39 protein-coding genes are annotated in these 24,523 nt (G+C 60.7%); 22 read left to right on the top strand and 17 right to left on the bottom strand.

Going from position 1 to position 24,523, the window contains the following annotated elements; genetic code table 11:
- Nucleotides 1-453 precede the first annotated feature (453 nt).
- The 6 genes from GGD67_RS18530 (at nucleotide 454) to GGD67_RS18555 (ending at nucleotide 3,266) form a co-directional block, all read left to right on the top strand.
- Entirely contained in the window at nucleotides 454-735 is a 282-nt protein-coding gene (locus GGD67_RS18530; protein WP_179734831.1) for a hypothetical protein, read from the top strand.
- 16 nt (nucleotides 736-751) lie between these two features.
- Nucleotides 752-1,162, top strand: coding sequence for a hypothetical protein (locus GGD67_RS18535; protein WP_179734833.1), 411 nt, complete (start codon nucleotides 752-754; stop codon nucleotides 1,160-1,162).
- Between the two features lie 11 nt (nucleotides 1,163-1,173).
- Nucleotides 1,174-1,413 (top strand): hypothetical protein, encoded by a 240-nt coding sequence (locus GGD67_RS18540; protein ID WP_179734835.1) that lies wholly within the window; start codon nucleotides 1,174-1,176, stop codon nucleotides 1,411-1,413.
- 3 nt (nucleotides 1,414-1,416) lie between these two features.
- Entirely contained in the window at nucleotides 1,417-2,016 is a 600-nt protein-coding gene (locus GGD67_RS18545) for a hypothetical protein (protein ID WP_179734837.1), read from the top strand.
- The gene (locus tag GGD67_RS39090) at nucleotides 2,016-2,645 is read left to right on the top strand and encodes a hypothetical protein (protein ID WP_210286532.1); all 630 of its coding nucleotides are present in this window, start codon (nucleotides 2,016-2,018) and stop codon (nucleotides 2,643-2,645) included. The genes GGD67_RS18545 and GGD67_RS39090 overlap by 1 nt, the downstream gene beginning before the upstream one ends.
- A gap of 411 nt (nucleotides 2,646-3,056) precedes the next feature.
- Nucleotides 3,057-3,266 carry a hypothetical protein gene (locus GGD67_RS18555; protein ID WP_179734839.1) on the top strand — a complete coding sequence of 70 codons (210 nt, stop codon included), beginning with the start codon at nucleotides 3,057-3,059 and terminating at the stop codon, nucleotides 3,264-3,266.
- Nucleotides 3,267-3,882: 616 nt separating this feature from the next.
- Here the strand turns inward: GGD67_RS18555 and GGD67_RS18560 are convergent.
- The 7 genes from GGD67_RS18560 to GGD67_RS18590 all read right to left on the bottom strand — a co-directional run bounded on the left by GGD67_RS18560 (nucleotide 3,883) and on the right by GGD67_RS18590 (nucleotide 7,656).
- Nucleotides 3,883-4,206, bottom strand: a complete 324-nt coding sequence (locus GGD67_RS18560) for a hypothetical protein (RefSeq protein ID WP_179734842.1) — start codon at nucleotides 4,204-4,206, stop codon at nucleotides 3,883-3,885.
- 113 nt (nucleotides 4,207-4,319) lie between these two features.
- Complete coding sequence (locus GGD67_RS18565) at nucleotides 4,320-4,961, bottom strand: hypothetical protein (RefSeq protein WP_179734843.1); 642 nt, start codon at nucleotides 4,959-4,961, stop codon at nucleotides 4,320-4,322.
- Nucleotides 4,961-5,338 carry a VRR-NUC domain-containing protein gene (locus tag GGD67_RS18570; protein ID WP_179734845.1) on the bottom strand — a complete coding sequence of 126 codons (378 nt, stop codon included), beginning with the start codon at nucleotides 5,336-5,338 and terminating at the stop codon, nucleotides 4,961-4,963. The genes GGD67_RS18565 and GGD67_RS18570 overlap by 1 nt, the downstream gene beginning before the upstream one ends.
- A 145-nt stretch (nucleotides 5,339-5,483) precedes the next feature.
- The gene (locus tag GGD67_RS18575) at nucleotides 5,484-5,711 is read right to left on the bottom strand and encodes a hypothetical protein (protein ID WP_179734484.1); all 228 of its coding nucleotides are present in this window, start codon (nucleotides 5,709-5,711) and stop codon (nucleotides 5,484-5,486) included.
- A gap of 271 nt (nucleotides 5,712-5,982) precedes the next feature.
- Nucleotides 5,983-6,153 (bottom strand): hypothetical protein, encoded by a 171-nt coding sequence (locus GGD67_RS18580; protein ID WP_179734486.1) that lies wholly within the window; start codon nucleotides 6,151-6,153, stop codon nucleotides 5,983-5,985.
- Between the two features lie 318 nt (nucleotides 6,154-6,471).
- Nucleotides 6,472-6,702, bottom strand: a complete 231-nt coding sequence (locus tag GGD67_RS18585; RefSeq protein ID WP_179734847.1) for a hypothetical protein — start codon at nucleotides 6,700-6,702, stop codon at nucleotides 6,472-6,474.
- A gap of 102 nt (nucleotides 6,703-6,804) precedes the next feature.
- Complete coding sequence (locus GGD67_RS18590; protein ID WP_179734849.1) at nucleotides 6,805-7,656, bottom strand: hypothetical protein; 852 nt, start codon at nucleotides 7,654-7,656, stop codon at nucleotides 6,805-6,807.
- 495 nt (nucleotides 7,657-8,151) lie between these two features.
- Here GGD67_RS18590 and GGD67_RS18595 point away from each other — a divergent pair, with 495 nt between their 5' ends.
- The 10 genes from GGD67_RS18595 to GGD67_RS18640 all read left to right on the top strand — a co-directional run bounded on the left by GGD67_RS18595 (nucleotide 8,152) and on the right by GGD67_RS18640 (nucleotide 11,679).
- Nucleotides 8,152-8,538, top strand: a complete 387-nt coding sequence (locus tag GGD67_RS18595) for a hypothetical protein (RefSeq protein ID WP_179734851.1) — start codon at nucleotides 8,152-8,154, stop codon at nucleotides 8,536-8,538.
- 11 nt (nucleotides 8,539-8,549) lie between these two features.
- Nucleotides 8,550-8,825, top strand: coding sequence for a hypothetical protein (locus GGD67_RS18600; RefSeq protein ID WP_179734853.1), 276 nt, complete (start codon nucleotides 8,550-8,552; stop codon nucleotides 8,823-8,825).
- A 45-nt stretch (nucleotides 8,826-8,870) separates the two neighbouring features.
- The gene (locus tag GGD67_RS18605) at nucleotides 8,871-9,326 is read left to right on the top strand and encodes a hypothetical protein (protein WP_179734855.1); all 456 of its coding nucleotides are present in this window, start codon (nucleotides 8,871-8,873) and stop codon (nucleotides 9,324-9,326) included.
- 2 nt (nucleotides 9,327-9,328) lie between these two features.
- Nucleotides 9,329-9,610: a hypothetical protein gene (locus GGD67_RS18610; protein WP_179734857.1), complete on the top strand. Its 282-nt coding sequence runs from the start codon at nucleotides 9,329-9,331 to the stop codon at nucleotides 9,608-9,610.
- Entirely contained in the window at nucleotides 9,607-9,861 is a 255-nt protein-coding gene (locus GGD67_RS18615) for a hypothetical protein (protein ID WP_179734859.1), read from the top strand. The genes GGD67_RS18610 and GGD67_RS18615 overlap by 4 nt, the downstream gene beginning before the upstream one ends.
- Nucleotides 9,851-10,105 (top strand): hypothetical protein, encoded by a 255-nt coding sequence (locus GGD67_RS18620; RefSeq protein ID WP_179734861.1) that lies wholly within the window; start codon nucleotides 9,851-9,853, stop codon nucleotides 10,103-10,105. The genes GGD67_RS18615 and GGD67_RS18620 overlap by 11 nt, the downstream gene beginning before the upstream one ends.
- Nucleotides 10,105-10,311, top strand: coding sequence for a hypothetical protein (locus GGD67_RS18625; protein ID WP_179734863.1), 207 nt, complete (start codon nucleotides 10,105-10,107; stop codon nucleotides 10,309-10,311). The genes GGD67_RS18620 and GGD67_RS18625 overlap by 1 nt, the downstream gene beginning before the upstream one ends.
- A gap of 10 nt (nucleotides 10,312-10,321) precedes the next feature.
- A complete protein-coding gene (locus tag GGD67_RS18630; RefSeq protein WP_179734865.1) occupies nucleotides 10,322-10,672 on the top strand; it encodes an HNH endonuclease signature motif containing protein in 351 nt (116 codons plus the stop codon).
- Nucleotides 10,673-10,684: 12 nt separating this feature from the next.
- Nucleotides 10,685-11,104, top strand: a complete 420-nt coding sequence (locus GGD67_RS18635) for a transglycosylase SLT domain-containing protein (protein ID WP_179734867.1) — start codon at nucleotides 10,685-10,687, stop codon at nucleotides 11,102-11,104.
- Between the two features lie 278 nt (nucleotides 11,105-11,382).
- The gene (locus tag GGD67_RS18640; RefSeq protein WP_179734869.1) at nucleotides 11,383-11,679 is read left to right on the top strand and encodes a hypothetical protein; all 297 of its coding nucleotides are present in this window, start codon (nucleotides 11,383-11,385) and stop codon (nucleotides 11,677-11,679) included.
- 155 nt (nucleotides 11,680-11,834) lie between these two features.
- On the opposite strand, the gene GGD67_RS18645 is transcribed toward GGD67_RS18640, so the two are convergent.
- The 10 genes from GGD67_RS18645 to GGD67_RS18690 all read right to left on the bottom strand — a co-directional run bounded on the left by GGD67_RS18645 (nucleotide 11,835) and on the right by GGD67_RS18690 (nucleotide 20,857).
- The gene (locus GGD67_RS18645) at nucleotides 11,835-14,342 is read right to left on the bottom strand and encodes a bifunctional DNA primase/polymerase (RefSeq protein WP_179734871.1); all 2,508 of its coding nucleotides are present in this window, start codon (nucleotides 14,340-14,342) and stop codon (nucleotides 11,835-11,837) included.
- A gap of 12 nt (nucleotides 14,343-14,354) precedes the next feature.
- A complete protein-coding gene (locus GGD67_RS18650; protein WP_179734873.1) occupies nucleotides 14,355-14,705 on the bottom strand; it encodes a DUF6511 domain-containing protein in 351 nt (116 codons plus the stop codon).
- The gene (locus tag GGD67_RS18655) at nucleotides 14,692-14,958 is read right to left on the bottom strand and encodes a hypothetical protein (RefSeq protein WP_179734875.1); all 267 of its coding nucleotides are present in this window, start codon (nucleotides 14,956-14,958) and stop codon (nucleotides 14,692-14,694) included. The genes GGD67_RS18650 and GGD67_RS18655 overlap by 14 nt, the downstream gene beginning before the upstream one ends.
- 11 nt (nucleotides 14,959-14,969) lie before the next feature.
- Nucleotides 14,970-16,919, bottom strand: coding sequence for a DEAD/DEAH box helicase (locus GGD67_RS18660; protein WP_179734877.1), 1,950 nt, complete (start codon nucleotides 16,917-16,919; stop codon nucleotides 14,970-14,972).
- Nucleotides 16,919-17,554 (bottom strand): MT-A70 family methyltransferase, encoded by a 636-nt coding sequence (locus tag GGD67_RS18665; RefSeq protein ID WP_179734879.1) that lies wholly within the window; start codon nucleotides 17,552-17,554, stop codon nucleotides 16,919-16,921. The genes GGD67_RS18660 and GGD67_RS18665 overlap by 1 nt, the downstream gene beginning before the upstream one ends.
- A complete protein-coding gene (locus GGD67_RS18670) occupies nucleotides 17,551-17,808 on the bottom strand; it encodes a hypothetical protein (RefSeq protein WP_179734881.1) in 258 nt (85 codons plus the stop codon). The genes GGD67_RS18665 and GGD67_RS18670 overlap by 4 nt, the downstream gene beginning before the upstream one ends.
- Nucleotides 17,809-17,813: 5 nt before the next feature.
- On the bottom strand, nucleotides 17,814-18,926 hold the full coding sequence (locus GGD67_RS18675; RefSeq protein ID WP_179734883.1) for a hypothetical protein: 1,113 nt from the start codon (nucleotides 18,924-18,926) through the stop codon (nucleotides 17,814-17,816).
- 106 nt (nucleotides 18,927-19,032) lie between these two features.
- Complete coding sequence (locus tag GGD67_RS18680; protein WP_179734886.1) at nucleotides 19,033-19,620, bottom strand: DUF669 domain-containing protein; 588 nt, start codon at nucleotides 19,618-19,620, stop codon at nucleotides 19,033-19,035.
- Between the two features lie 40 nt (nucleotides 19,621-19,660).
- Nucleotides 19,661-20,443 (bottom strand): ATP-binding protein, encoded by a 783-nt coding sequence (locus GGD67_RS18685; RefSeq protein ID WP_179734888.1) that lies wholly within the window; start codon nucleotides 20,441-20,443, stop codon nucleotides 19,661-19,663.
- A 12-nt stretch (nucleotides 20,444-20,455) separates the two neighbouring features.
- Nucleotides 20,456-20,857: a helix-turn-helix domain-containing protein gene (locus GGD67_RS18690; RefSeq protein ID WP_312013750.1), complete on the bottom strand. Its 402-nt coding sequence runs from the start codon at nucleotides 20,855-20,857 to the stop codon at nucleotides 20,456-20,458.
- Nucleotides 20,858-21,057: 200 nt separating this feature from the next.
- On the opposite strand from GGD67_RS18690, the gene GGD67_RS18695 reads away from it, so the two are divergent.
- From GGD67_RS18695 to GGD67_RS18720, 6 genes are all read left to right on the top strand, one after another.
- The gene (locus tag GGD67_RS18695) at nucleotides 21,058-21,783 is read left to right on the top strand and encodes a LexA family transcriptional regulator (protein WP_179734890.1); all 726 of its coding nucleotides are present in this window, start codon (nucleotides 21,058-21,060) and stop codon (nucleotides 21,781-21,783) included.
- Nucleotides 21,784-21,873: 90 nt separating this feature from the next.
- Complete coding sequence (locus GGD67_RS18700; RefSeq protein WP_179734892.1) at nucleotides 21,874-22,281, top strand: hypothetical protein; 408 nt, start codon at nucleotides 21,874-21,876, stop codon at nucleotides 22,279-22,281.
- Nucleotides 22,271-22,552, top strand: a complete 282-nt coding sequence (locus tag GGD67_RS18705; RefSeq protein ID WP_179734894.1) for a hypothetical protein — start codon at nucleotides 22,271-22,273, stop codon at nucleotides 22,550-22,552. Before GGD67_RS18700 ends, GGD67_RS18705 begins: the two co-directional genes overlap by 11 nt.
- Nucleotides 22,549-23,703, top strand: coding sequence for a DNA-directed DNA polymerase (locus tag GGD67_RS18710; protein WP_179734897.1), 1,155 nt, complete (start codon nucleotides 22,549-22,551; stop codon nucleotides 23,701-23,703). The genes GGD67_RS18705 and GGD67_RS18710 overlap by 4 nt, the downstream gene beginning before the upstream one ends.
- Nucleotides 23,696-24,190: a hypothetical protein gene (locus GGD67_RS18715; protein WP_179734899.1), complete on the top strand. Its 495-nt coding sequence runs from the start codon at nucleotides 23,696-23,698 to the stop codon at nucleotides 24,188-24,190. The genes GGD67_RS18710 and GGD67_RS18715 overlap by 8 nt, the downstream gene beginning before the upstream one ends.
- Entirely contained in the window at nucleotides 24,177-24,383 is a 207-nt protein-coding gene (locus tag GGD67_RS18720) for a hypothetical protein (protein ID WP_179734901.1), read from the top strand. The genes GGD67_RS18715 and GGD67_RS18720 overlap by 14 nt, the downstream gene beginning before the upstream one ends.
- Nucleotides 24,384-24,523 lie beyond the last annotated feature (140 nt).

The following is a 24,523-nucleotide window of genomic DNA, read 5'->3' on the forward strand; positions in this document are numbered from 1 at the left end:
ACCCAAATACCGTTGTGCGCCGCAATATCAGAAGAATATTCTAGTGATTGACGTATTTATAGAAGATCGCTTCTGTCCCCTTTCGATTGATATCAAATCGGCTGTAACCATCGGTTGTATTCGGGCCACAACCGAGCACGTGCATAGGCCTGGCCTCACGCTAGATAACGCAATGATATCAACGATTTGAAAGCGCTTTCGCTTTCGATCTCGGCCGCTTTCCCTGCTATTCGAGCGGGCTCAAAACAGCCTGGTGAGTCGAGGTCTAGCGCATTGATATTGCTGCGCTTTCTTTTCAAAAACCGCTTTCTTTTACATTCTTTCCGGCTTTAGACCGGCCTGCCATGGCCCGTCCGTTTTTCATCCGTTGATAGCGATTGACGTCAGCCTGTTTTAATCGGTATGGACTGCCTAACGACGGATGGCCCGTCGCAATCAACGGATGGAAGGCCCATGCTGCACTCAATCAAGACAACCCGATTTAACGTCACGGTCCGCCGTATCGCGACGGGTTGCGACTTTCACATTTCCCTTTTCGCACGGGATGAGGCGACCGCTTGCGAGCGCGCAAAGGATCGCGCGCGCTTCGCGGAGGGTATCAGCCGCGCCAAGCTTGCGACCTTGGAAGCAAACGGCATTGCGGTTTTCCGCGTCGTTTCGAGCGGCATCAGCCCCGACCAATCGCGGCCCGTTGGCAAAGCGCCGCGTCCCCTCGCCTTTCCCCCTCTCAATTAACCCCAGGCATTCAATCATGACGACTCGTGACGACGGCGGACTCTCTCAGGCAATCGCGCAATTCCATTCAATCGTTGAAATGGTCTCTGCGCTCCGCAAAGCCGAAAACAACCGCGACGACGACGCGACCGATAAGGCGCGCCAAGCAATTGAGGATGACGCGCTTAGCGTAGAGGTCCGCACCGGATGGTTTAACCCGTACAGCCGCGACGCGGACCGCGCACCGGCGGAATATTGCATCCTGCTTTGCACCGGCGGACCTGCCGTCCGTATCGTCGGCAATCTATCGGAGCATTGCGAGCCCGAGTCCGCCGTCATCGAATACCAAGATTGGTTCAAGCCTTGGACGCGCTGGATTCCCGGCAACTCGCATAACGTCGAGTCGATCTTGCTCGACTACGCCCGCATTTTCCATTTCGGCGAATGAGGGCGCGACCAATGCGGATTGTTGGCCGCAAGGTGATTGTGTCACGGGCAGAGGTCGCGTCGTTCAACGCGCGATGGCCGTGCAGCACACTCCGCGCAACGCGCGCTTATTGGTTCGAATTTGATGCATCGGGCGACCTTGTCGATACCGACTGCCCCGAACAGGACGACGGTCCCGCCGCGCTCGCAATGTCTCAAGACTGCCACGCACTGCTTTTCGACAACGTTACAGCCGATTGGATGGAAGGCTAACCCATGCCCGAATTTATCTTGGAAATTGGCAGCGTAGAGCATCAGCGCACGTTCAACGCGCTAGACGGTTTCACGCGCGGTTATATTGAGGCGTTGTTTTTCACGGATGAGGAACAACTATGCGACGACAGCGACGGCGCGCGGGAAATGCCGTCTGTTGTGTTCAACATGGCGACCATGGAGTCGCGCTTTGAGGGCGGAAACTCGTTTGGCTTTTCCGACCTCGCGGCCGACACGCTCGAGTCCATCATTCGAGATTGTGAATCATTCCAACGCGACAACGCCGCGCTTTTGGACTCCGCTTATGAGCGCGACAACTACGACTCCGAGCAGGCCGGGCGGGATTATTGGTACACGCGCAACGGCCACGGTTGCGGCTATTGGGACCGCGCGCAACTTGAGAACGACTCCGACGAATACGAGTCGCTAACGGCGGAAATGGTCGCGGCTTCTAAGTCTGGCGACAATGCAGCATGGAACGCCGCATGTGCAAAGCGGTCCGCGCTCAAAGATCAATCACTAGGCGAACAACTGTCTAAGGCCGCGCGCGCGTGCGGCGGACGTGACTCCTATGTTGGCAGCGACGGAAAGGTTTATCTCTAATGGCTATCTCCGCAGAAACCGCGAACGATATCCGCAACCGCCTTTCCGCCTTCAATGATTGGCTTGGCGACCGCACAAGCTATCACCCTTCGGAGGTCCCCTCGCATCTTAACCCGCCCTCGAATGAGGAACGGAGCGCGTTAGAGGTATTCGAGTTTTCGCGCGACAAGCCGGACCGCTATTTCCTTTACATCAGCCGCGACAAGGCAATGGCGACGACTTGGACGGGCGAGGAACTAGGCCGCGTCACGTTCGGCCGCACATACCGCGACAACTTCGGAGGCGAGCGCGTCGCAATCACCGTGCAAGCCGTGTCTGGCGATACCTATCATGGGACCTATTACAAATCGTCTGGCGACTACGCGCGAGTCAAAAAATCCATCAAGCGCGAAACGTTCAAAATGGACGTTGAGTTGACCGATACGTTCGGAGGCGAGGCTAACTATTCATGGGTTAAGCGCGCGACTCTGACGTTCCCGGTTGGCGCTTCCGACCGTGCCATTATGCGCGCTGCAAAGCAGGCAATGGGGCTTAGCGCCGTGCGCGGCCGTCTCGACTCGCATGGAGATGCTTTCGAGTTTCGGCCGTATCGCACCGCGACCGTTATGTTTGTTTCCACCGTCTATTGAGGTCGGCACATGGTCGCAATTTATGCCGGTCAATTGATGCGCCTCGTTTGCGTCGCGCTCTGCACTGGAATCGTCCTCGTCGTCGCGGGCATTGCCTGCACTCCGCTCTAACTCGAAAGGCAATCAGACAATGCGTTATCGCGCGGATTATTCGGAACCCCAAAAAGACGGCGCGACCCTTTGGTTTGCGCGCTGGTTAGGAGGCCCGACGATTAGCAAGGTCCAAAACTGCCATTGGGAGTCGCACGCTGGCGACGTTCTCATAACGGCATTTGTCACGGGCGAGGCTGACACGGCGTTTAGCATCCCGGCCTATTGCAATTATCGCGGCTGCCGCGTGCGCGGCTATCTCACGTCAAGCGACGCTGGCGATATCGTTTTCCGTCACTGCTACTATTGAGGACTCCGACCATGGCAGAGATTTTTTCCGGTCCGGTTATCGGTATCGAATGGCAGCGCGACCCGGTTGAACCGGGTTTCGCTGTTTACACGCGGCACAACGACTCGGCTGATTTCAAGCCCGCTCAATACGTGGACTCGTTCCCTGATGCGACGACGGCCGAACGCGCGGCCATGACGCTAGGCGAGGCTTGTTCCGTTCCCGTGACGCGCGTCGATTAGCGTGACGTTTCCGGCTAGGGTCGCAACGCGGCCCTATGGGAAACGCCCCAGGCGATTCAGTCTCACAACAACGGGAGTGCCATGGCCCTAAAAGGATCTAGGACCGTGCTGATAGACGCATAGGAGAACGGCCGCGCCGCGTTGTGCGGCCGTTTCGCTATGCGCCGCGAGGCGTAGCAACGAAGGGAACCGAATCGTGCGCCGTCATTGGCGCGCGCTTGATCGAACGCGCGATGATTTGCGCGGCGATCGATACCGCGCGCGTGTTCACAAGGCTGTGACAAGTCGTCGCGTTGTCGCGCTTTCGAGCGGCCGCGACGCGGTCGCACGCGTGTTTTGCAGCCGTACGCCAATCGCGATTAGAGGCCCGTGCAGAGGCGCGCCGTTCGGCCGGTGTCGCGTAACTCCCGACTTGAGAACGCGCATAGGCGAGGCGTTTGCGCGCGATGGCGACGCATGCGGAAAGGTCGCGGTCGGTCGCGTCTCGATGACGACGATTAGTTGCAAGATGAAAATTCCCCATCAGATCGGCCGAAATTTTATTGTCGGTGACGACCTAGGGAGGAAAGTTGACACAACGTCGAGGCAGCGGATCGGTTTAAGGAAAAATCGTGGCCTAAAAATTTTTTTCCCCCGCGAATTTTTGGTGGTGGTCCGCGAGGTCCACGCCACACTCCAATAGCTGCCATTGCCTCTGACGACAATACGAGCGAACGCGCTCGATGCGCCATCCACGCATGTAGCGAATGATCGGCGCGACATTGCCTGACACGATCCCGTCGATGACTTCCGCCCCAGCACAGTAATGCGGCGCGCTGATCCTGAGCAGGCCGGGGGTCTTGGTCGAAGGGGCTGACATCGTTGGGATCGCCGTGGTCGTGGTTGTTTGCATTTTCTGCAAAGAAGTCAGTGTCGCTGTGCTGCTCGCCGCCTTGGTCATCGTCGAGGGATCGAGCGAGCGATGGTCTCAAGATCGCGGAGATCGCGAGCGCGAGCAGAACCGTGCGTCGCCTACGTGCGAGGGGGGTGGGAGTCGATTCGCTCATGGACCCTCTATCGCGTCGCTGCATGGACCACCGCCCGATAGAAGTGCTGCGGGAAGCGCGCCTGGACGACGCCGGACACGGTCCCGAGGAAATCCCAATGCTCATTGATCGTGGCGCTGCCCTGAAGCACGGCGAGCGTTTGCAGCGGCAGACGCTTCTTCGTGCGGCGACGAACGATCAGCACCTTGTCGTTGACGACGATCTGGAACGTCTTCCGCTTCTGGCCGTCCACGCGCTTCAACTGACGACGCACCACGGTATGGATCGGGGCGCTGCCAATTGAGCCGTAGGGTTTGATCAGGATGCCGCCGGTCGCGAGACGGCCGCTGCTATTGCGCTTCGAGTGGATCGAGAGCGCGTTGTCGGGATACTTCTCCTTGCCCGCACCGATGACATGGCGCTCCATGTACTTGTCGATGCTGCCGACGACGGCCATCAGGTTGCCGCCGTTCGCCGGGCGAATGCGGATGCCGCTGATCACCCAGGGACGACGCAGGACGAAGATGCCTGGGATTTGCACACGCAACGCTTGCTGCGCATCCTTCGCGGTGAAGGTCAGCGCTTTGGCAGTTGCGGTGTTGATGCTGCGATCACGAAGCTGATCCAGCCGTTCGAGCATTCCCTTCGTGAGCGTGAGCGTGATCTGCACTACAGATAGCTCCGCACGATCCGCTCGACTTCGTCCGCGAGCTCTTCGGGGGTGGGAGCCTTCGCCGTGATGACGGTGAAGCCGAGAGCCTGAAGCTTCGGATGGCGTTCCTTCTGCGCCTTCGAGCGCGATCCCTTCGGCGTCTTCAGTTCGATGCTGAGCAGGATGCCGCCGGTGATATAAACGCGAACGTCGGGCTCGCCCGCCGTAAGGCCCGTTACCTTGGCTTCCATGCGCTCGCGTCGCGAACGCTTGGCTCGGTTCATATCACCGGCACAGGTGATCGGAAGCCCGGCGTCTTCGAGCGCGTGTAGGCGAGCGATGACTTCCGCCTGATAGCGCCACTCGGGAATGGTATCGACGATCCGGGTTTCCACGCGCGAATGGTCGCGCAGATCACCGCATCGAGAGAGACCGATCCGGTAGCCGTCTCGCCGCAGATTGAAGGGTCAGAAATGGGCCACAGGAACTGACATCGCTTTCCTCAGGCGAAAATGAAGAGGCCCCCAAACTGAGGCGACCTCAATTCATCTTGCGGCGCAGCTTCTTGATGATCTCGCGCAAACTCTCAACGTACTCCTCAACGACCCGCCGTGCCTGCTCAAGGCGCGCGCGCTCGGGAGGTGGTTCCTGACCCGGAGATGGTTCGTCGGGCTTGCTCACGGACCGATGTTCGATCCAGTGCCGGCGGCGACCATTGAGGTAAATCAAAATTACTTCGGCGGCTGCAAGCCGGGCGACCGCAGCCATTCGCTCATGTGCGAGCCGGTCTCGGCCTGTCGGGCCTTTCGTAGCAGCTCCTCGCGAGCCGCCCCAGGTGGAAGCAATGCGGCTTTATTACGTAGTCGAGTCGCTTCTTCGGCAAGACGGACCTCTAGGGTGTTTGTCTGTTTGAACCGGCGCCGCTCACTCATCGCTCAACCTCCGAATACGGGTTCCTAACCCGTCAACGGGACTGCCGATATATGCAGATGCGCTGCTGTGGGTTCCAAAGTTGGAGTCAAATAAGCCACGGCGCTTACTAGGGCGGACTTACGCCAAGCTCTTCTATGGCCAAAGCCGACAATTGCTTCGCTTCGCGAACGCCGCGTTGCCCCAGTTCTATGATCTTTTTTGCGATCAGGTCTGCGATTGGGTCGTTGCGGTCAACCAGGCAAAGCGCGTGCAAAGTGCGCTCGTAGGCGTCCGTCAATATGGTTATTTCCTCCGGGCCCAACGGAGAGTTCTGTAACAGGACGGTAGATGGGCATTTTGGGTTCTAGCTCCGGACCCATTGTCGCGCCAAAAATCAAACTAGGACACACCTAAATTCAGCTTGGGACACTCGGGGTAATACGGATATCCCGCAGTGCAAAAAGAACGTTTAGACCTCGCAGCAATGGGTCGGTCATCGACCGGGACCGACGCAATGTCCGCCACGGAGTCACAAGCGCCTCTGGGCTTCACGGCGGGCGACTTCCGATCGACTCTGCACTCCGGATATATCCCTGTGCGGTGGCCCAAAAGCGACCTACCTGCTCAGCTTCGCTGATTTGATCTCATGGATGATGAGGTCACGATGCGCAATGTGCGAAGCCAGCGCAACCCGGAACGTGGCCAACAGTTCTAGCGCCAGTTCAGTCCCACAACCGGCGCGATCCAGGAAAGCTACGCGCTCTTCCTGATCCGCGATGTGTTGCTCGCCTTCGGCTACGTGCCGTTCGGCTTCTCGCAAATGACGCAGGTGCATCTCGCGATCCATCCGCGAAACGTACACGAGTTTCTGCGACCTAACTTGACCAAGATCAACGTTACTTCTCCTTAGCCCTCCCGGAAGCAGAGCAGCAAACTTGGCAACAAAATTTCAAACCATCACGAGCCGCCCGCCCTCACCGATCAACGGCTCACCGAACTTGCTCATGAAGTACCGCGTGCCCTTGCGACCGCGATCCGACGTGCGGACAAGAGCCGAGCGGATCATGCCCATGTTCTCGAACATCTCGCCGATGATGGCAACCCGGTCCCGAGCGATCTTGCCCTTGTTCGCGATCTCATAGGCGGCGATCCCCTGTGCGCCGGCGGCTTCGATGTAGGCGACCATTCGCTCTTCGTCGGTCAGGTTTCTCGAAAGCCGCTGCCGTCCCTTCGGTTGCTCGACGATCTGCTCTGAGCCAGCCATGGCGAGGTCGGGCTGCGTCTCCGCGACGACGGGCATCGTACGCGGCCTATCGAGCCAGAGCGCATCACGGAGCGCCGCAACGGGAATGGCGGGGTGCTTCTTGGCGAACGTCCGGCAGAGCGTCATCAGGTTCGTCGCCTCGACCGCGAGGGCGAACTTGATCTCGGCCTTGGCCGCCTGGTTCTCGTTCCATGCTCCGCCGGGATCGCGACCGAGCAACAGCCGCATCTTCAGGAACGTCGGATGTGCCTGGGTGAGGAAGCCAGCCAGTGTCGGGTCGATCATGGGCGGCTGCTCGACGCCCCTCGCCTTCGGCCTTCCTCGACCGGGACGCATCGCCGCCGGGAAGACCCTGCCGTGCCCAGCGCGCATCGAGAGCCAGATCAGCTTCTTCCGGTGCAGATACCGGGCGATGGTCTCTGCCTCACTAGGATGGCACGGCAAGGCGTTGGCGAAGCCAACGACTGACCATCCATCGTCCGGCACGGTTAGGAACGCCGCCTTGGCGTCCCACTCCGACATGACCTTCCTGCGCATCGGATAATATCCACTTCCATCCGTCGATTTGCGGTTTCCATCCGTCAGAGCGCATAACCTCAACTGACGATTTCGGGGTTTCGCCCCTAAATATAGATGTAACCACCTACACACATATCTTCTACAGAATATATTACAACTATATATTACATCTATATATATAGCAGATACCCTCCAATGGTCCCCCGGCCCCTATCAAAAGCAGGGGTTTAGTTTTGCGGGGGTTATCGCGCAAAACCCAAACCGACCTCAAAAGATAATATGGAGTTGGTGATTTCCATGCGTGGGATCGGCCTGCTCTTAACCGCTCGCCAACCGTCGGCCTGCGGCCATCCGTCAACATCCCTATCAAAACTCTTGCGCGACGGATCATCCATCGTGTATCCGTTGGTTCCAGCGGACCCGGCCTGATTCAGGCCGGAAGGGACGGGAAATCCACACCGCACATCGCCGATCTGAACAACGCCCTTCGGGGCGAACGGGAGAGCTTTGTCTATGTCTCAGAACTATCCGAACAAGCCGGGGTCGAAGGGCGGTGGCGCTTCGAAGGACGCCGCCGAGCAGGTCGTCACGCGAGCCGCCAAGCTGCGCATGGCGATCATCGTCCTGATGCTCAACGGCTACCGCCTGACCGCTGACGAGATCGCGTCGCAACTGAAGGAAAGCGTCCTCGCGATCCGTCCCCGCGTCTCGGAACTCGTCAAGGTCGGCACCCTGATCAAGCTCACGGATCGCCGCAAGAACGTCAGCGGCATGACGGCTCACGTCCTTCGCCACAAGGACAGCCTGACCGCCGTCGATCTCCCCCAGGCGGCCCCCGCAAAGCCGCGTCGCTCCGCGCCGCAGGCAATGCACAACGACCAAAACGCCTTGTTCGGTTGAGGGGGAGCGCCATGACTGACTTCCTGCTCACGCACAACGAAACGATGCTCACGCGCAAGGCGCTCGGGCTCGAACACTGCAACTCGGTCAACCGCAACTTCGTGGCGGCTCACGCCAACGGCGAAGACATCGGCACGGCCGATCGCCTTGTCGGCAAGGGCTACATGGTCCGCAACCCGGATCGCGACTTCGGCTCGATGCGCGTCTTCGCCGTGACGGCCGCCGGGGCCAAGGCCATCGGCAAGAAGCTGCCGCCCGCCCACGTCGTTCTGCCCGCCGCAGCCTGAACCCCTTCCCGAACCTGCAAGCGGTCCTTGCAGGGTCACCCTCTCATGAAAGCCACCACTATGCTTCGTCTCTTCGCCGTGCTCGTCACCGGCGGCTTCGGCCTCGCGCTCGCCCTCGACTCGACCCTCGCTGGCTACGCGCCGACCGCTGCCGTCTTCACCACCGCCGCCATGGTCCTCATGCTCTACGGTTGGTTCGATCTGCGTGCCTCGACCGCGACCAAGGCGCATACCGACATCCTTCGTCAGAACATCGACTGGCTGATCTCGGCGGGCGCTAAGCGCTCGGCCGACGCCGCGCTCTACGTGAAAGCCCTGCAAGAGGTCCGCACGTATCTTCACGCGGAAGCTCCCGACGCAGCAATCGAGATCGTCGAAGACGCGCTCGCCGAGTTTCACGATCCGGCGACCGCTGCGCAGTTCTGCATCGAGTGGCTGAAGTCGATGGGCGTCCCGCCGATGGTCTCCATCCCCGCGACGGTCGGCGGAAAGGCGGTCTGATCATGAACACGATCATCACTGCCGGCGAAACGCCCCCATCCAGCCTGCTCGCGCTTGCTCAGTCGTTCGTTGACCGCATCTATGTGCAGCAAGCCGATGCCCGGCAGAAGTCGATGGGCCTCGCCTACGTCACGGCAGAGCGCACCGACCTCGCTCGCGAGATCGCAGCGTTCACCCAGCGCGCTCAGAACGCGCGGATCGCCGAACTCGAAGCGAAGCTGGCCGAGAGCGAGAAGCGCATCAACGCCCTACGCTCGGCGGTGCGCGCGGAGGGCTTCGCGTGAGGACGCTAGTCCGCCTTCCGATCTCCCAGGCGGCGTTCGCCGAGATCGCCGCCAAGCTGCGCGCCGCTGACTACGGCCACTGCTTTCTGACCACCGGCGAGATCGCGATGGATGGCATCGCGGTCGAGCCCGATCCTAACGCCTTTATGCCGCCCGGCATCGTCGAGGTTGATCCGAGGGACATCAGCCGCGACCGCTTCCGCGAGATCTACAATCTCGACAACCTGGGGAACGACAACAGTGAAGCTTGAGAATTTCCATGCCGTCGCCGAACTGATCAAGGAACGCGACTACCTCGTTGGGCTGCTTATCCGTCTCGGCTCGGAAACGAAGATCACAATCAAAACGTCGATGCAGAGCAACCAAGACCTTCGTCCCGATATCGTCGAGCGCATGCTGCCCGAGATGAAGCTGGTCATCGAGCAGGCCATTGCCGTCGTCGGCGAGAAGCTGGCCGCGTTCGGCGTCACCACCCCTGATAAGGACGCTGCCTAATGGCGCGCATCCTGACCAACGTGGACGTGAAGATCGTCCCGCGCATGGCCACTAACGGCCATCCGTTCACCGAGTTGCTGCATAGCTGGGTCGAGGGCGGACAACGCCGCAACTCCCTCTCGCGCGTGGCGTGGTTCGTCTCCGATACGCCGCACATTCGCGCCTACCAGATCGAGGCGTTCAAGAAGCGCCAGTTGCGCAATTAGGGCGACTGGAATGAGCGCGCGCCGGGACAAGATTCGCGAGAAGGTGATGTCTCGCGTCGAGATCGTCCAAGGGACGGTGCTCGACACACCCTGTCACATTTGGACAGGACCAACGTCGGGAAGCAAAGGCAGAGGGAAGGACTACGCACGCATGTGTCTCGATGGCGGCACCGTGGCCGTCCATATCGTGATGTACGTGCTCGAACACGGTCCGATCCCTCCGCGCAAGCAACTCGATCATCTCTGCCGGTCACGCCGTTGCGTGAACCCGGATCACCTGGAAATGGTGACGCACAAAGAGAACATGCGTCGCCGAGACGAGGCCAAGCGCTTCGAGTGTGAAGCCGTAGCGGCCTTTTAGGAGAACGAATACATGAAGCGCCTTCTGAGCGCGGTCGCAGTCGCGGCCGTGATGGGAACCTCTTTGCCTGCGTTCGGGTCTGACCTTCGTTCCATGATCGACGCCGCCGCAGACGCGCAGGGCATCTCTCGCGCCCTCGCCCATGCCGTGGTCAAGATCGAGAGCAACTACAACTGCGCCCTTCGCGGCAGCGCTGGCGAGCGCGGGATCATGCAGGTCAAGCCTGCCACTGCCCACGCGGTCGGAGTCACCGGAAACCTGTTCGACTGCTCCACCGGCATTCGTGCTGGCATGGCTTACCTCCGCGTCGCGATCTCGCGCGGCGGTCCCGGCTGCGCTGGCGTCTCTCTCTATCAGCGGGGCGTCTACGCTCGACCGAATTGCACGGCCTACGGCCGCAAGGTTATGCGTGCATTTGCCGCGTATCACTGAACGCAATGCCCCGGGGCGTTAGCGCAACTCAGGTTTGATACGGAAACTTTCTACCCAGACTTTAACCGAGTGTTTCATTGACGGATCATCCGTTGGAACATTAAGACATTCAAGCCGCGACTAGAAACGTCGCGACTTGGAGCATCACCAAGGCAAAAGAGTCGGGAGATACCCGACAGAAAAGGACTACGAAAGTGACTAAACGGGGTGATCTGCTAGCGCTGGCTGTAGCGTTGAGCGGCGGGGACGAAGTGACTCTTGGGCCGACCGATAGCGCCATGTGCGCTGAAGCGCTCAAGTTCTACGCGAACGAGCAGTCGAAGGCGGGGATGGTGAAGGCGATGAAGATTCCCGCGATGATCGCCGCGGCCCTCCTGGGGACCGTGGCGCTTGGCGGATCGTCCGCCGTCATCGGCCAAGCCAATATGAAGGTTTCCACGATGGGACTGAGCGATGTGCCGGTCGAGCACTTCGCGACCGTCGTCCGTCGCCACGTCCGACCGGTTCCCTACTCCACGCCCGCGTCGCTAGCGATCCAGCGCTTCGCCACGTCGTTCCCCTTCGTTGACGGATAGCTGCCACTTCACCACTGGAATGAAAAAGCCCGCTTCGCAGCGGGCTTCTTTTTTGTCCTGGGGGAGCGGGACAAACTTTCTTCCCGATGCAAACTCACTAGGAAGGGTAACGCCGTCTCCACCGGAGACGGCCACCTTTTCTTGCGACCGCCCCGTTACAGTGCGAACCACCGATGCGAGGGACGGCCGCCGGTCTTGGTCGAGGCGAACCGCTGCTCGATCATCTTGGACTCGAGAAGCTGTTGGGTGATGTCGTTCAGGCGGCGCAGGTCGAACTCTCCGTTGACCATCTTCTTCAGGGTCGAGCTAGTCACGCCGTCCGATCCAGCTTCCTTAATCCAGCGGCGGACCTTCAGGTACTCGGCCTGCTTATCGTTGAGAGCCAGGCGGTCGCTGACCTCGACGATGCAGTGCCGGGTCGAAAGCTCCATCAGCTTCGCCGCCCAATCGACTAGATCGCGCGTGAGCACCGGCCGGACGGGATCGACGCCAATGGCGACGATATGGGCGATGCGCAGAGCCACTTCCATCGTGCGGGTCCACAGGGCCGCCAGATCGGGCGAGCACGCCTCGCCTCGCCGCTTGAACGCCAACCGCAGCTCCATCCACCGTTCCTTCGCCCCGACACCCCAATCCGCCACGCGAGGCCGCAGGATCGGACGCGACGACGAGTCGCCCAGGTTGCCCGCCCCGTTGTGGGTGATGATCGCGCGGCAATCCTCGATCAGCTTGGTCGGCGGTTCGAGCGACGCCTTCGGCTCAACGCCGTCCGCCGGGTCGCCGGTGACCGTGAGGACAAGCCAGCGCGGCAGGAAGCCGTCCGAGATGCCCTTGCCCGACATGGAAGGCCAAAAGTCGTGAGGCGTGGACGTGCCGTAGACAGAGAAGTTGGGGTTGTAGATCGGCACGGCGCTTTCGGCCGCCGACGCGGTGCCCTTGTAGAGGGAGTCCGCCGAAGTGAACATCTGCATGAGCATCTGACGAATGCTCGACTGATGCGTCCCGGCGCGCCGGTCCATGATCTTCGCGATGAAGGCCCCGAACTCGTCCATGAGCGACAACTGCGACGGGCTGTGCTCGATGGTCTTGCGAAGCGCAGAGTCGGACAGGAAGCCTTCCGGCCCGAGATAGCGATCGAGGCCCGCTTCCACGGCCAGCCGGGACAGTGCCTTGCGAGGATGGTCCTTGCCGTAGCCGGCGGGGGCCAGGGCGACGATGTAGAGGTTGGTGCGCAGGTTGGTCGGTCCCGCGTGATGACGGCCAGCGAGCGTCCCCACGAAGCCCAGAGCAGGTCCCAGGGCGAGCGGGCGCGACGGGCTCGACGTTGACGCGGCGATCCAATCCATGATGTCCCCGACCAATCCCGGCGGATGGCACAGCGCCTCCAATTCCGCCATCGTGGGCGTGACTTCGTTGTGGTCGGCATCCGTAGCAGGATCTTCAGCGACCTCGCCAGCGGGCTCCGCAGCCACCGTAGCGGGCACGCCAGTGATCAGTGCGAGCGACGCCACTTCATGAGGCGTCGGGTTCGTCTTGACCCACGGCGTTAACCCCGCCGACATCTGGCGCTCAACCCAGGACGACGGCTCCATGCTCGGCGCGGCCTCAATGATGGTCTTCTCGCGAGCCGCGATGCGGGCGACGTCACGCTCGGCAGCTTCGGCCATCTGCGCGGCTTCCTTCCGGCGCGAGCGCAGGTCGATCTCGACGCCGAAGTTATAGCCAAGCTGCTCGCCCAGCCATTGCACGGCCGCGTCACGCTGCGCCTCGCCAAGCTCCATCGTCCTCATGACGACGTTGATGGGCGTGAAGGTCTCCATGGTGCCGAAGTCCTGAATGCCGCTCGGATCGAACGACAGGTTCGGATGGCGCTTCGCCATCGAACGACCCGAGCCGGACGAACGCCACGGGGCGACGGCGCGGTACTTGGACCCGAGCCATCGGCCCTTCGGCAGCGCCAGCTTGCCGACCCACGAATGCAGGTTCGCCAGCGCGTCTTCATTCAGCTTGCGGAAGAAGTCCGTCGAATGGGTAAGGCTGACATCAGGGATGTCGGTCGGCGGCTCATAGCGCCGGTCCGCCTGGGGATCATAGCCATACGCCTTCAGGACTTCGCCGATGCGCTCAGCGATGTCATCGGGCAACTCGGTCAGTTGGTCGAGGCGAACGTCGAGCAGCGTGTCATCGGTCCACCAATAGTAAGGCTCGCCGGTGTCGGGGTGGATCGAGGGCGGCAACACGGTCTGCTTACCTTCGGCGAGCAGATCGACAAGGCCGACGCGCTCGGGCGTGCGGAAGTTGCGCGAACGAATGGAGTCGGTGTTGCCGCGATAGAAGAGCGAGATGCCCTTGCGGCCCTTCTTCTGCACGTTCGAGTGCGGCAGCATAGCAAGCAGCGCTTCCATCGCGGGCTCGAAGTCGATGTCGATGCAGATCAGCCCGAGGCCGCAAGCCACGCCGACACCCGCGTTCGGCCACTTAGACCAATAGTTGATCTGCAACTGGCTCGGCCGCGTGGTGCAGTAGTCGTTCCAACCCTTCGCGGGTTTCCAGCTATCGTCGGAGAACGTCCCCGGCAATTTGCTGTTCGGCATAATCGGGATCGGGTTGTAGCCGTTCTCATAGAGCCCCGGTCCGGCTTGGGTGAATGGCGTTTCGATCATCAGTGTGAATCCTTAGAACGGGGCGGTGCCAGCGGTGACACGCTTGCGCATGTTCTCGCCGTATGAGTTGAGGATGGTGGTCAGGAAGTTCGACCATTCCTTCTCGGACAGTTCGGACAGGTTGAACTTGCCCAGGCGTTCGAGGTAGGCGCCGGCATCGGAGCCAGCGTCTTGAAGGGCAAGATTCTCGGTCGCAGTCAGACTCTTCGGCGTCATGTGGAAGACGGCCTTTCCTAGTGAGATGCATTCAAGCTCTTCGCAGAGCCAAAGGATCGGCTTGCCACCCTTCGGGGCGTAGCCAATGCCGGTTGCCTCGCGGCGACACACGCCGCAGCAAATCGGTTCGGGATCAAACACGCGCATTGTTGTCATTGCTCGCTAGACGTTGACGGATCGCGCGCTTCATCTGCGACACGCAGTTGTCGGCTGACCGGACATCACTGGCGCTCGACGGGAAGAAGAACTTGAAGGACTTCCCCTCGCCTAGCTCCACAACAACATACGGATGCTTCCCCGCCATCGACGGCTCGAACGAGTAGCCGTGCTGCGTCAGGTAGGCGCTCAGTTTTTGATATGACTCATTGCGCCGAAGCGCCTTGTTGAAGTTGTTCCCCACCTTCGTCCCCCTCAGAACGGAATGTCATCGTCGAGATCGCCCTTGTCCCAAGGCGCGCGGGTCTGCATCAGCGGCGGCGTGATCTGCGCATTCCACGGAGCAGTGGTGCGAATCTGCGCGACCGGCTTCTGATGCCCAGGCATCACGGCCCGATTGTTGTCGTTCGCCACGGGCGCGTTCGTCGCCCAAGGCTTCGGCCTCGCGGCCACTTGAGCGCGGTACGCTGCCGCCTCATGCGGCTTGCCGTTCAGTTCGTAATTGCGAGCGATCATCTCGTCACGGTTCGGTGGCGGCGCTGCGACGAACGATTGCGACGCGCCTTCCGGCGCGATCTCGCCAAGCTTGCGAGCCGTAATCTCCCAATGTTTGCCGTTTGCGCGGATCATGATCTCGGCGGTCTCGCGAAGCTCTTTTGCGCGAGCGAAAGTGTCTGAGATCGTGAACGGCGCATCGTCCTTGCCGCCGTGCTGCCGCCACCACTTCTCGAACTTGACGCGCGCATAGCCCTGATGCTCGGGACAAATCCATTCCTTGTGAGAGACGGAACCGCACAGGTACTCGACGCGGATGCTCGGCGTTCCACCCGGCTTGTCATGGCGATAGAACGTGCGCCGCTTCACCGGCACCCAATCGGGCTTCGACGTAGACATGATCGGCGTTATGTCGGCGGTCTGCCTGATGTTCTTCTCAACATCGCGCTCGAACTTGTGACCGCAGTCGGGGCACTCGCTAAGACCGGCGAAGATCAACGAATGGCACGTCGGACATTCCTTCACCGGGGCCTCGCCCCCGCCCTTCCCCGGCTTACGAATCGTGACGCGATCAATGGGGCCGTGGCGTCGGACATTGCCGCCGAAGTCGAGAACGAGGCAATCTTCTTTGCCGTTGCGAATGGACTCTTCGTAAGTGTCGCCTAGGAGCCGCGTTCCGCGTCCGCACATCTGGACGTAAAGCTGCGTGCTATCCGTCGCACGCAACAGCGCGATCAGGTCGAGGCGCTTAATGTTGGTGCCGGTCGTGAGCACACCGAAGTTCGTGACAGACGTGAGTTTGCCAGACTTGAGATCATCGAGAATCCGGTTGCGATCACCTTTCTCCATGCCCCCGTGGATCGTTTCACACGAATAGCCGCGTTCGCGGATCGCATCGCGAACATTGAAAGCGTGTTCAACGCCAGCACAGAACAGAAGCCATGACCTTCGCGGCCTCTCGTTGCTGGCCGCGAAGCCAATGATTTCATCGACTGCCGCCTTCGTGATCTCGCCCTGATCGAAGACCGCCTTGAGCGACTTGTCGGTGAACTCGCCGCCAGATCGGCGAAGCTTGCTCAAATCGACCATCGTCTTCGCGGTGGCCGTGGCCTTCGAGACCAGCGGACAAAGGAAGCCCTTTTCGATTAGCTCGCGGATCGATATTTCGTAAACGATCGCGTCGAACAGCGCGTCGTCGCCATCCGTGAGCATGCCGGAGTTGGTCCGATAGGGCGTCGCGGTCAGGCCCAGGATCAACATTTTCGGGTTGATCAACTTCAGAGCGGCGATGAACTTGCCGTACATGGTCTCCGCATCTGGCGGCAGCATGTGCGCTTCGTCGATAATGAGAAGGTCAACGTGACCGATGCGGGCAGCGTGCCGCCACATCGTTTGGATGCCGCCAAAGACGATCTGCGCGTGCGCTTCTCTGCGGCCGAGGCCAGCCGAGAAGATGCCAGCCGGGGCGAACGGCCAAAGCCCCATAAGTTCGGCGTAGTTCTGTTCGATCAATTCGGAGACGTGCGTTGCCATGACAATGCGCGTCTGCGGCTCGAACCCGATCATCTCTTCTGTGATGGTGCCGAGCACCGGCGACTTGCCGCCGCCGGTGGGGATCACGATGAGCGGGTTTCCGTCCGGCTTTTCAGACCAATAGTCATAGACAGCGTCGATTGAGTCGCGCTGATAATAGCGAAGCTTGAAAGCCATCAGAGAACAGCCCCAAACAGTGAGTTGTCGTTGGATGCACGAGCCGGATGGCCCGGAAGGTGGAAAAGGTTCGGGGTGCCGCCGGTCTTGCCGACCTCGTTGCCCCATTGGCTCCAACCGGCGCGAGCGTGGCGCGCGAACAGTTCGATGTACGGGCCATCGAGCAGGCGTTCGATTCGGTTGTAGGCTTCGAGCGGCTTGGCCGAGTGCTCGCCGCGCGGCGCGAGGATCGTGCGATCATTCGGATCGAGATCGAGGATCAGGCGCTCAACGCCCTTCCCGTTGCGCTTCGGCTTCCCGCGTGTGCCGAACAGGCAAATCTCGGGGTTCGCACGAGTCCAATAGCCCATGCCCATGTGCGGGCGCAGAGCACGGCCGACCTTCACGTAGTAGAACAGGACGGTCTTGTAATCGAAGCCCCACTCGTTCAGCACCTTAATGCCTTCGTCGATCATCGTGTCGATGACCCAAAGGCCGCAGGCCGCGTCTTCCGGCACGATCTCGCGCACCGGCAGCGCCTTGATCTCGGGCAGCGGCATGCAGTCATAGTGCTCTTCGGGCGAGCGCTCTTTGCCTTCCTCGCTCCACGTCTCGAACATCCAAGCCGGGTCTGCATAGACGAACGGGAAGCTCATTGAAGAACCTCCGTCAGGTCGGGCTCATGGTCGGTGTCGTCGTCGAGCGATCCCGCCGACAGATCGAAGAAGGTGATCTTCCCCTTCTTGAGCGGCTGATGCGTTGCCTTGTGATGGCAGTCGCAGAACGACTTCTCGTCAGTCGCCGGCGCGCCGCAGACGAAGCCGTACATGCCGGACTGCCCAGGCAGGAAGAACATGCACTGACCGCGCGTCGTCTCGTTGAAGCGGGTCTTGAACGGATAGGCGGACATGCGCGTTATTCCCCTTGCGCTGCGTAGTGATCGGTCAGGCGGATGAACTCGGCGAAGGTGATCTCTTCGCAGAGGGGTTCAGTGTCGCGGGGATCGGGTTCGCCGGGCAGCGTGGCGAACAGGCTGCCGCTTTCGGGGTGGTGCCAGTATTGGCGCTCGGGCTCGGGCTTCACGCCATCGCGCCACTCGCGGCCGTCATGCAGCGTGTAAAGCGCCCACTCTTCTTCATCGCTCGCGTCGATCAGTTCGCCTGGGACAAGCGACGGCAGGAAGAGATGCGCGGGACAGGCTTGCTTCTGCTCGGCGAGCGAGAGCGGCTTATTCCAGCGGGCACACGACCACGCAGCGTCGCCGAACATCTCGGGCGTGGCGTGGATGCAGGTCCGGCAAGACAAGCGAGCGAAGGAATGCTCATGGCAGTTGGCGAGATGGTTGCACATCGTCCGGCACTTGAAGGCCATCTTCGCGTTCGGATCGTCGTGCAGACGCGGCGGCGGGTTCGCGTACTTGATGATGCGCTCGGCGCGAGCGAGCAGCCGGATCGCTTCAGCGTGGTCCGTCTCAATGCGCTCGCTGTAGACTTCGCCGGTGTTCTTGTTCCGGCAGATGTAAAGGCCGCGCTCGAAGCCGAAGAGATGGCAATAGGTGTTCAACTGAACCCAATGCGTGAAGTAACCCTCGCGGACACCGAGCTTCTTCACCTTGTCCCAATAGGTGTCCTTCATCGACTTGGCTTCGACGACGTGCCACGTCGCGGTAGCTTCCGGCAGGCCGAGCACCTTGCCGTCCGTCTTGCCGCGAACGTGGCCCGAGATTGCCGTGGCGCGATACTGCTTGCCGCGCGAGTCGAACTCGTCCACTTCGCAGCCGATCATGCGCAGCGCGTTGAGCAGCCGCGTTTCTTCGATCTCGCCGGTCTCGAACGTGATGGCCTTCAGGCCGTCGACCACTTCGGGCTTCGAGGCCCAGCGGAAGGTGTACCAAAGCGCTCGCTCGCACTCTTCACCGAGCAGCGAGATCGAAATGCCGAGAGAGTCCCAAGCTTGGCTACGCGACTTCGCGTAGGCGGCATAGATGGCTTCGGTCGTGGCGCTATGGGGTCTCGGCAACGGTGCCATCAGACAAGCCTCTATCGTTCGCGCCGAAGCGCGTTTTGCAGACTGGATTGTGAGGGGGAGGAAGAAGGTGCCGAGGCCGAAGCCCCGGCGTTAGTTCAGCGTGCCGTTAGGCGGTACGCTGCCAAGGCATCTGACGGCCGCCGCCGGAAGCTGCCCCGCCGCCGTTCTGCGTCGTGCGAGCGGTCAATGCGTTCGCCTGGGTGGTCGTAGCGGCCGTGGTCTTCTGGTTGTCGTTCGCGGCCGGGGCCTTGCTCGGCGGCGGCTCGTTCGCGTTGCCCGCATGGATGAACTTCTTGATCACCATGCGTTCCTTGTCGCTGCCGTCGCGAGCCTTGTAGGTCTCGACATCGAGATCGGCGTAGAACGGCTGGAAGAGAAGTTGATCGGTGTCGGTCAGGTTGGCCTTGCCGATACCGGTCGCTTCGGCGAGCGCTGCCAACTGAGCCTGACCGATCTTCTGCGCGGTCACGTTCTGATGGGTGACGTTGATGTTGCCGAACACCTTGACGCCAGCGAAGTCGCCCTCGACGACTTCGGTCTTGAACTCGAAGAGATCGCCGGTCTTCTTCGAGTTTTGCTTGACCTCGCCTTCGGTGATGTTGAGCAGATAACGGTCGCGCGGGATGATTACGCCACCGCCGCCTTCCGCGTCCTTTTCGTTCACGTCAGAGAGGTTCACGTTCAGTTGTGCCATGTTTATCTCCTATGGCGTTCGAGTGTTTCGGTGCTGGTGATTAGGCGGCTTCAGCGAGGGGCGCAGGCAGGTACTTGGCGAGCGCCGCGTAGCCTTCACCCTTCTTGAACTGCATCTCGGGCGGCATGCTGAAGCGGTTGCCAGCGATGAAGCCGGGACGCTCTTCAAGGAACATCCAACGAGTGCCGCCGCCTTCAGCGTGCGTAAGCTGCTTGTTGAAGCCCGCATCGACCTTCTTGATCGAAGCCTTGAAGTTGAGGAACGCGATCACGTCGCTGTTCGCCTCGACGATGTCGGCGGCGTCCTTGTGCAGATTGACACGATAGCGCGAGTACGGATCGGTCGTCGGCGATTCGAAGCGGCTGATATCGCAGTGACCGAGTTGCACCACTGCCATCTGCTTTTGCGAGCGCAGCGTCATGACGCCGTCGATGTATTCGAGGAAGATCGTTGCCGCGATCTTGTAGCCCTTGCCGTAGCCGGGCTCCTCGATGGTCTTCCAACCGTTGCGAGCGCAGGCTTCGGCACGGATGATGTTTTCGAGGCCCGTGGTCGAGTCGAAGATCGCCGTGGCGTAGTTGTGCTCTTCGTTGACGAGCGCACCGATGGCCTCGCACAGGTCGCTGTAGTTGCGAACTTCGATAGTGTCCGCGACGATGCCCGCCGGGACGCTTTCGCCTGCGGCCGTCTGAATGAAGACGGGACGCGGAAACTCGGCAGCCAGTGACGACTTGCCGATCTTCGGTACGCCATAGATCGTGATGATCGGTTGGTCTTCGGCAGCAGACTTCTTCTTGACGCTGCCCTTCAGTGAGATTGCCATGTGGCTCCCCGGTTAGTGCTCGACGGCGTCGAGCTTCAAAGTCTTCGTCCACACCAGCCGGTCAACAAGCCGGTAGCCGGTGCGATTGATGGTCTCGATGAGGACGGAATGATCTTCGGTCTTCGACCGGATGCGCGACATGAACACGTCCACGCTATGGGTTGGCCGATCAGCGGTGCCATAGAGAATGAGCATCGCCATCTGCTTCGTGACGATGTCGCTGGAGAGCAGCGCCAGGAACAGGTCCCGCTCCTTCGGCGTCAGCCGCCAGTTCGCCGGAAGAGCGGCGGACGCGAGCATGGATTTGCGCAGATCATCGAATTTACGTTCGAGCACGCCGACCCGCTCGGCCAGCGCTTCCTTCGTTTCGTGAGCCAAATCCATCCGTCGATACCGCTTGACATCCGTCGCCACTCCGGTTTAAAGCCGAATCAGCTGGCAACTTTTCCGTGAAACCGTTGAACTTTATCTAACGGACGGACCCAAGGATGTCAACGGATGGCAACGGACGTAGAACAGAAATCAGCGGACCGTCCGTTGCTGGACATGAGGCAGGGAAATAAGTGTTCGAGTAGCGAACCCCCATCCAATTGTTTAGAAAAGGGTTATTCGAAATGGCGATCATTAGTGGGCGCAAAGGGTTGGGAAGCATGAAGTCGCGAGCAGACGATAAGCGCACAAAGGCGCACCCGGCGCTCGAAACTATAAAGACCCGCGTCGAAGAGCGCGTGAACGCGGCGGGGGTCTCTAAAAACGAAGCGTCACGCCGGGCCGGTCTAGGACTAAGCTACGTTAACGATCTTCTTTCCGGTAAGTCACTAAACCCGACGCGCGAATCGTTGGCGAAGCTCGGACAAGTTTTAGATACCGACGCCGACTATTTCTTCGGCACGCAGAACACCCCGAAAACGAGCGCGCTTCCACCGTCCAACCTTCTCGCGGTGGAGACCCCTCCAATGGCAACGGGCACAATCCCGCTGTTCCGCATCGGCCTGCCCGATCCCGATGGCTTCTTTCCATTGGCCTCAGAGCGTAAAGCTTCGTGGACCTCGCCACTCACGGCAAGCCGAGACGTGTATGCCATCACTGTTCCCGATGATTGCATGGCTCCGCGCTACCGCATGGGTGAGGTCGCCATCGTGAGCGCGAACACGCCGGTGGTTCACGGGGGCTTCGCTGTTGTGAGGCAGACGGATGACCGCGTTGCGATTCGCCAGATCGTCGCGATCACCACTGACAAGATCATCGTGCGCTGCCTGAACGGCGAAACCGATGCCGATCTCCCCAGGGCGAAAGTAAAGGCGCTCGAACGAATTATCGGTTCTTGTGAATTAATCTGATTGTTTTGTCCGTTCCCATCCGTCGCTATCCGTTGACTTAACGGATAGATACCCATATGGTCCGTTGCTGCTCGGGAGAGGCAACGGACCATGCAAATCATCAAATTAGTAGTTTTGGAGTCGCCCTACGCTGGGGCGGTTAACGACAATGTCTCCTATGCGCGGCGTTGTCTGAAGGATTGCGCCCTGCGCGGCGAGAGCGCCCAGGCATCGCACCTTCTTCTCACTCAAGTCCTCGACGACACGAAGCCGGACGAGCGCGCGTTGGGGATCGCGCTCGGTCTCGCTTGGCGCTCCGTCGCCGAATACTCGGTCTTCTACACGGATCGGGGATGGTCGAACGGAATGAGCGCCGCGCTGAAGAGCGCGCTCGAAGAGCGGCGTCCGTTCAAGCTCCGCGCGCTCGACGGCCCGGTGAAATTTCCCAACCCCTACCTGCTGCCGCTCAACCTGTACGAAGCGGTCGATCACTCGAAGGCTCCCGCAAATGATGCGTGAGCCCTCGCCGACCGACAAGCTCGCGCTTCTGCGCGCACACGCCGCGTTGACCGTTGGCGATTCGATGATCGCACGCCGCCATCTCGCGACGCTCGATGCCGTTGCGATCCGTGACGAGATCGACGCGGTGATCCGCGCCGGTCTGCACGACGACGCCATGCATCTGCTGCGTCTCTTCACCCATCCGAAATTTCCGTCCATTGACGACTGCAAGGCGCACGTCGGCAGCGAGCGACACTTTCACACGACCAAGCAAGGGAGCCTTCTGTGAAGTTCAAGATCAACCGTGACACTCTCGCCGACATTGTAACGCGCGGCGTATCCAGCGCACCGAAGAACTCGCCCGCTGTGATCGCGAACAACGCGCGCATCATTGTGCAAGATGGCACGATCTCCATCGCCACGACCGACTTCGAGATGATGGTCGAGGCGACCGGCGCATGCGAGGTCGAGGCCAACGGCGCGACGACCGTCGATGCAACGAAGCTGAAGTCCGTCGTGGATCGTCTGCCCAAGGGCGTCGATGTCACGTTCACCATGGACACGGCGAAGTACGAACTGATCGCCAAGGCAGGCCGGTCGCGGACCACCTTCCCGACGCTCGCCGCCGTAGACTGGCCTGCTCGCGACTACGCCATGGACGGCGCACAGTTCGCGCTCGAAGGCTCCGATCTCGTTCGGCTGCTCGGCCATACCGCCCAAGCGCTTTCGACCGTGCCGAACTCGCCCATGCAGGGCGTCTTCCTTCACGTCGCAGATGACGGCAAGCGGCTCGCCGCCGTTGGCACCACCGGCACGATCCTGTTCAAGGCGACCGTCCCTGCGCCGGACGGTGCCGACGACATGCCGATGAACGACAACCGCCCCGGCGTTATCTTGTCCGCCGAGACGGTCAACTCCGTGTTGCGACTCTTCCGCAGCGCCGACGTTGTGAACGTCGTCGTCAACGCCAACTCGATCTTCTTCTACACCGACGCGACTCGGTTCTGCTCTTCGCTGTTGGTCGGCACCTATCCGAACTACCTGCCTCTCGTCTCGAACCCGGCGGCCGAGAGCGTCGTCGTCAGTCGTGAGTCTTGCGCGAGCACCGTCGCTCTTCTCGAAACCTTCGCGTCGAAGGAATTGGGCCATCGCTTGCAGTGCGCCGGTTCGGACGACGGTTTCGTGATCGCGGTGGGCAGCACGACCGGCGGCAGTGTTGACGTTGTCGAGGCGACCATCAACGGAGAGATCGTTGCCTTCGGCATCAACGGCATGTTCATGAAGACGATGCTCAACTCGTTCCGTGCGAGCAGCATCGCGCTCCATCCCGATCAGCGCAATCGTCGCATCTTGTTCAAGGCGGACGACGAACATCTGACCGGCGTCATCGCTATGATGAACATCGCGACCGATCTCGCGTCGGGGCCGAAGCATGAGTAGTCGCACTCGCGACCGCGCGAACCGACGCACCGTCACGATGCCGGACCGCGTCGGCCCTCATGTGAAGCTCGTCTTCGCAGAGATGGCGCGGCTCCGTGTCACCTATGACGAGACCGAGGAAGGCTCAGGCGTTCGCCGCGCGTCGATCAAGGCGTGGCGGCGCAAGAACAAGCCGGGCCTCGAATCACTCGAAGCGGTGCTCGGCTTCCTGGGGTGGGACTTCGTCGCGGTGCCTCGCGCGAAAGTTCTGCCCGACGAAGTCCGCGCGGAGCTTCAGCCCATCGCCGACAAGCTCGGCTTGACCATGCCGCAGACGGTGACGGCTCTGATCGAGATCGTCACCGGCATCCACGAACGCTTCCCATTCCTGCGCGACCCGACCGCGATCCGGCCGGTGCGCTTCAAAGCGAAGCGAAAAGAACGGCCGACGATCCACCCCGACCAACATTCACTCTTGCAGGAAGCTCCGACCCATGTCGCACACTGACATCCAAGACATCACGACCGAGCGCATGGTCGAAGCGTGCAGATCGCGCAACGCGAAGCCGACCCTCGACTCGGTCGCGCTTGCCCTGCTCGATGCTCGCTTCCGCGCCTTCGAGATCGACATGCGGATCGACGCCGTGATCGCGGCCGTGCGCGGCGTTTCCGGCACCCTCAAAGTAGACGCCGTCGCCTAAATCGCCCCGGTACGAGCCCGAAAATCCCAACGATTCCGGGTTCATACCAACCTCTTGCCCCCGGCGAATAACCGGCTTAAAACCGGATCATCCGTCGACCGACCCTGAATATCCAAATGACCCCGACTTCGAGCACTTCC

It is taken from the genome of Bradyrhizobium sp. IAR9 (genome assembly GCF_013408065.1).
Classification (GTDB): domain Bacteria; phylum Pseudomonadota; class Alphaproteobacteria; order Rhizobiales; family Xanthobacteraceae; genus Bradyrhizobium.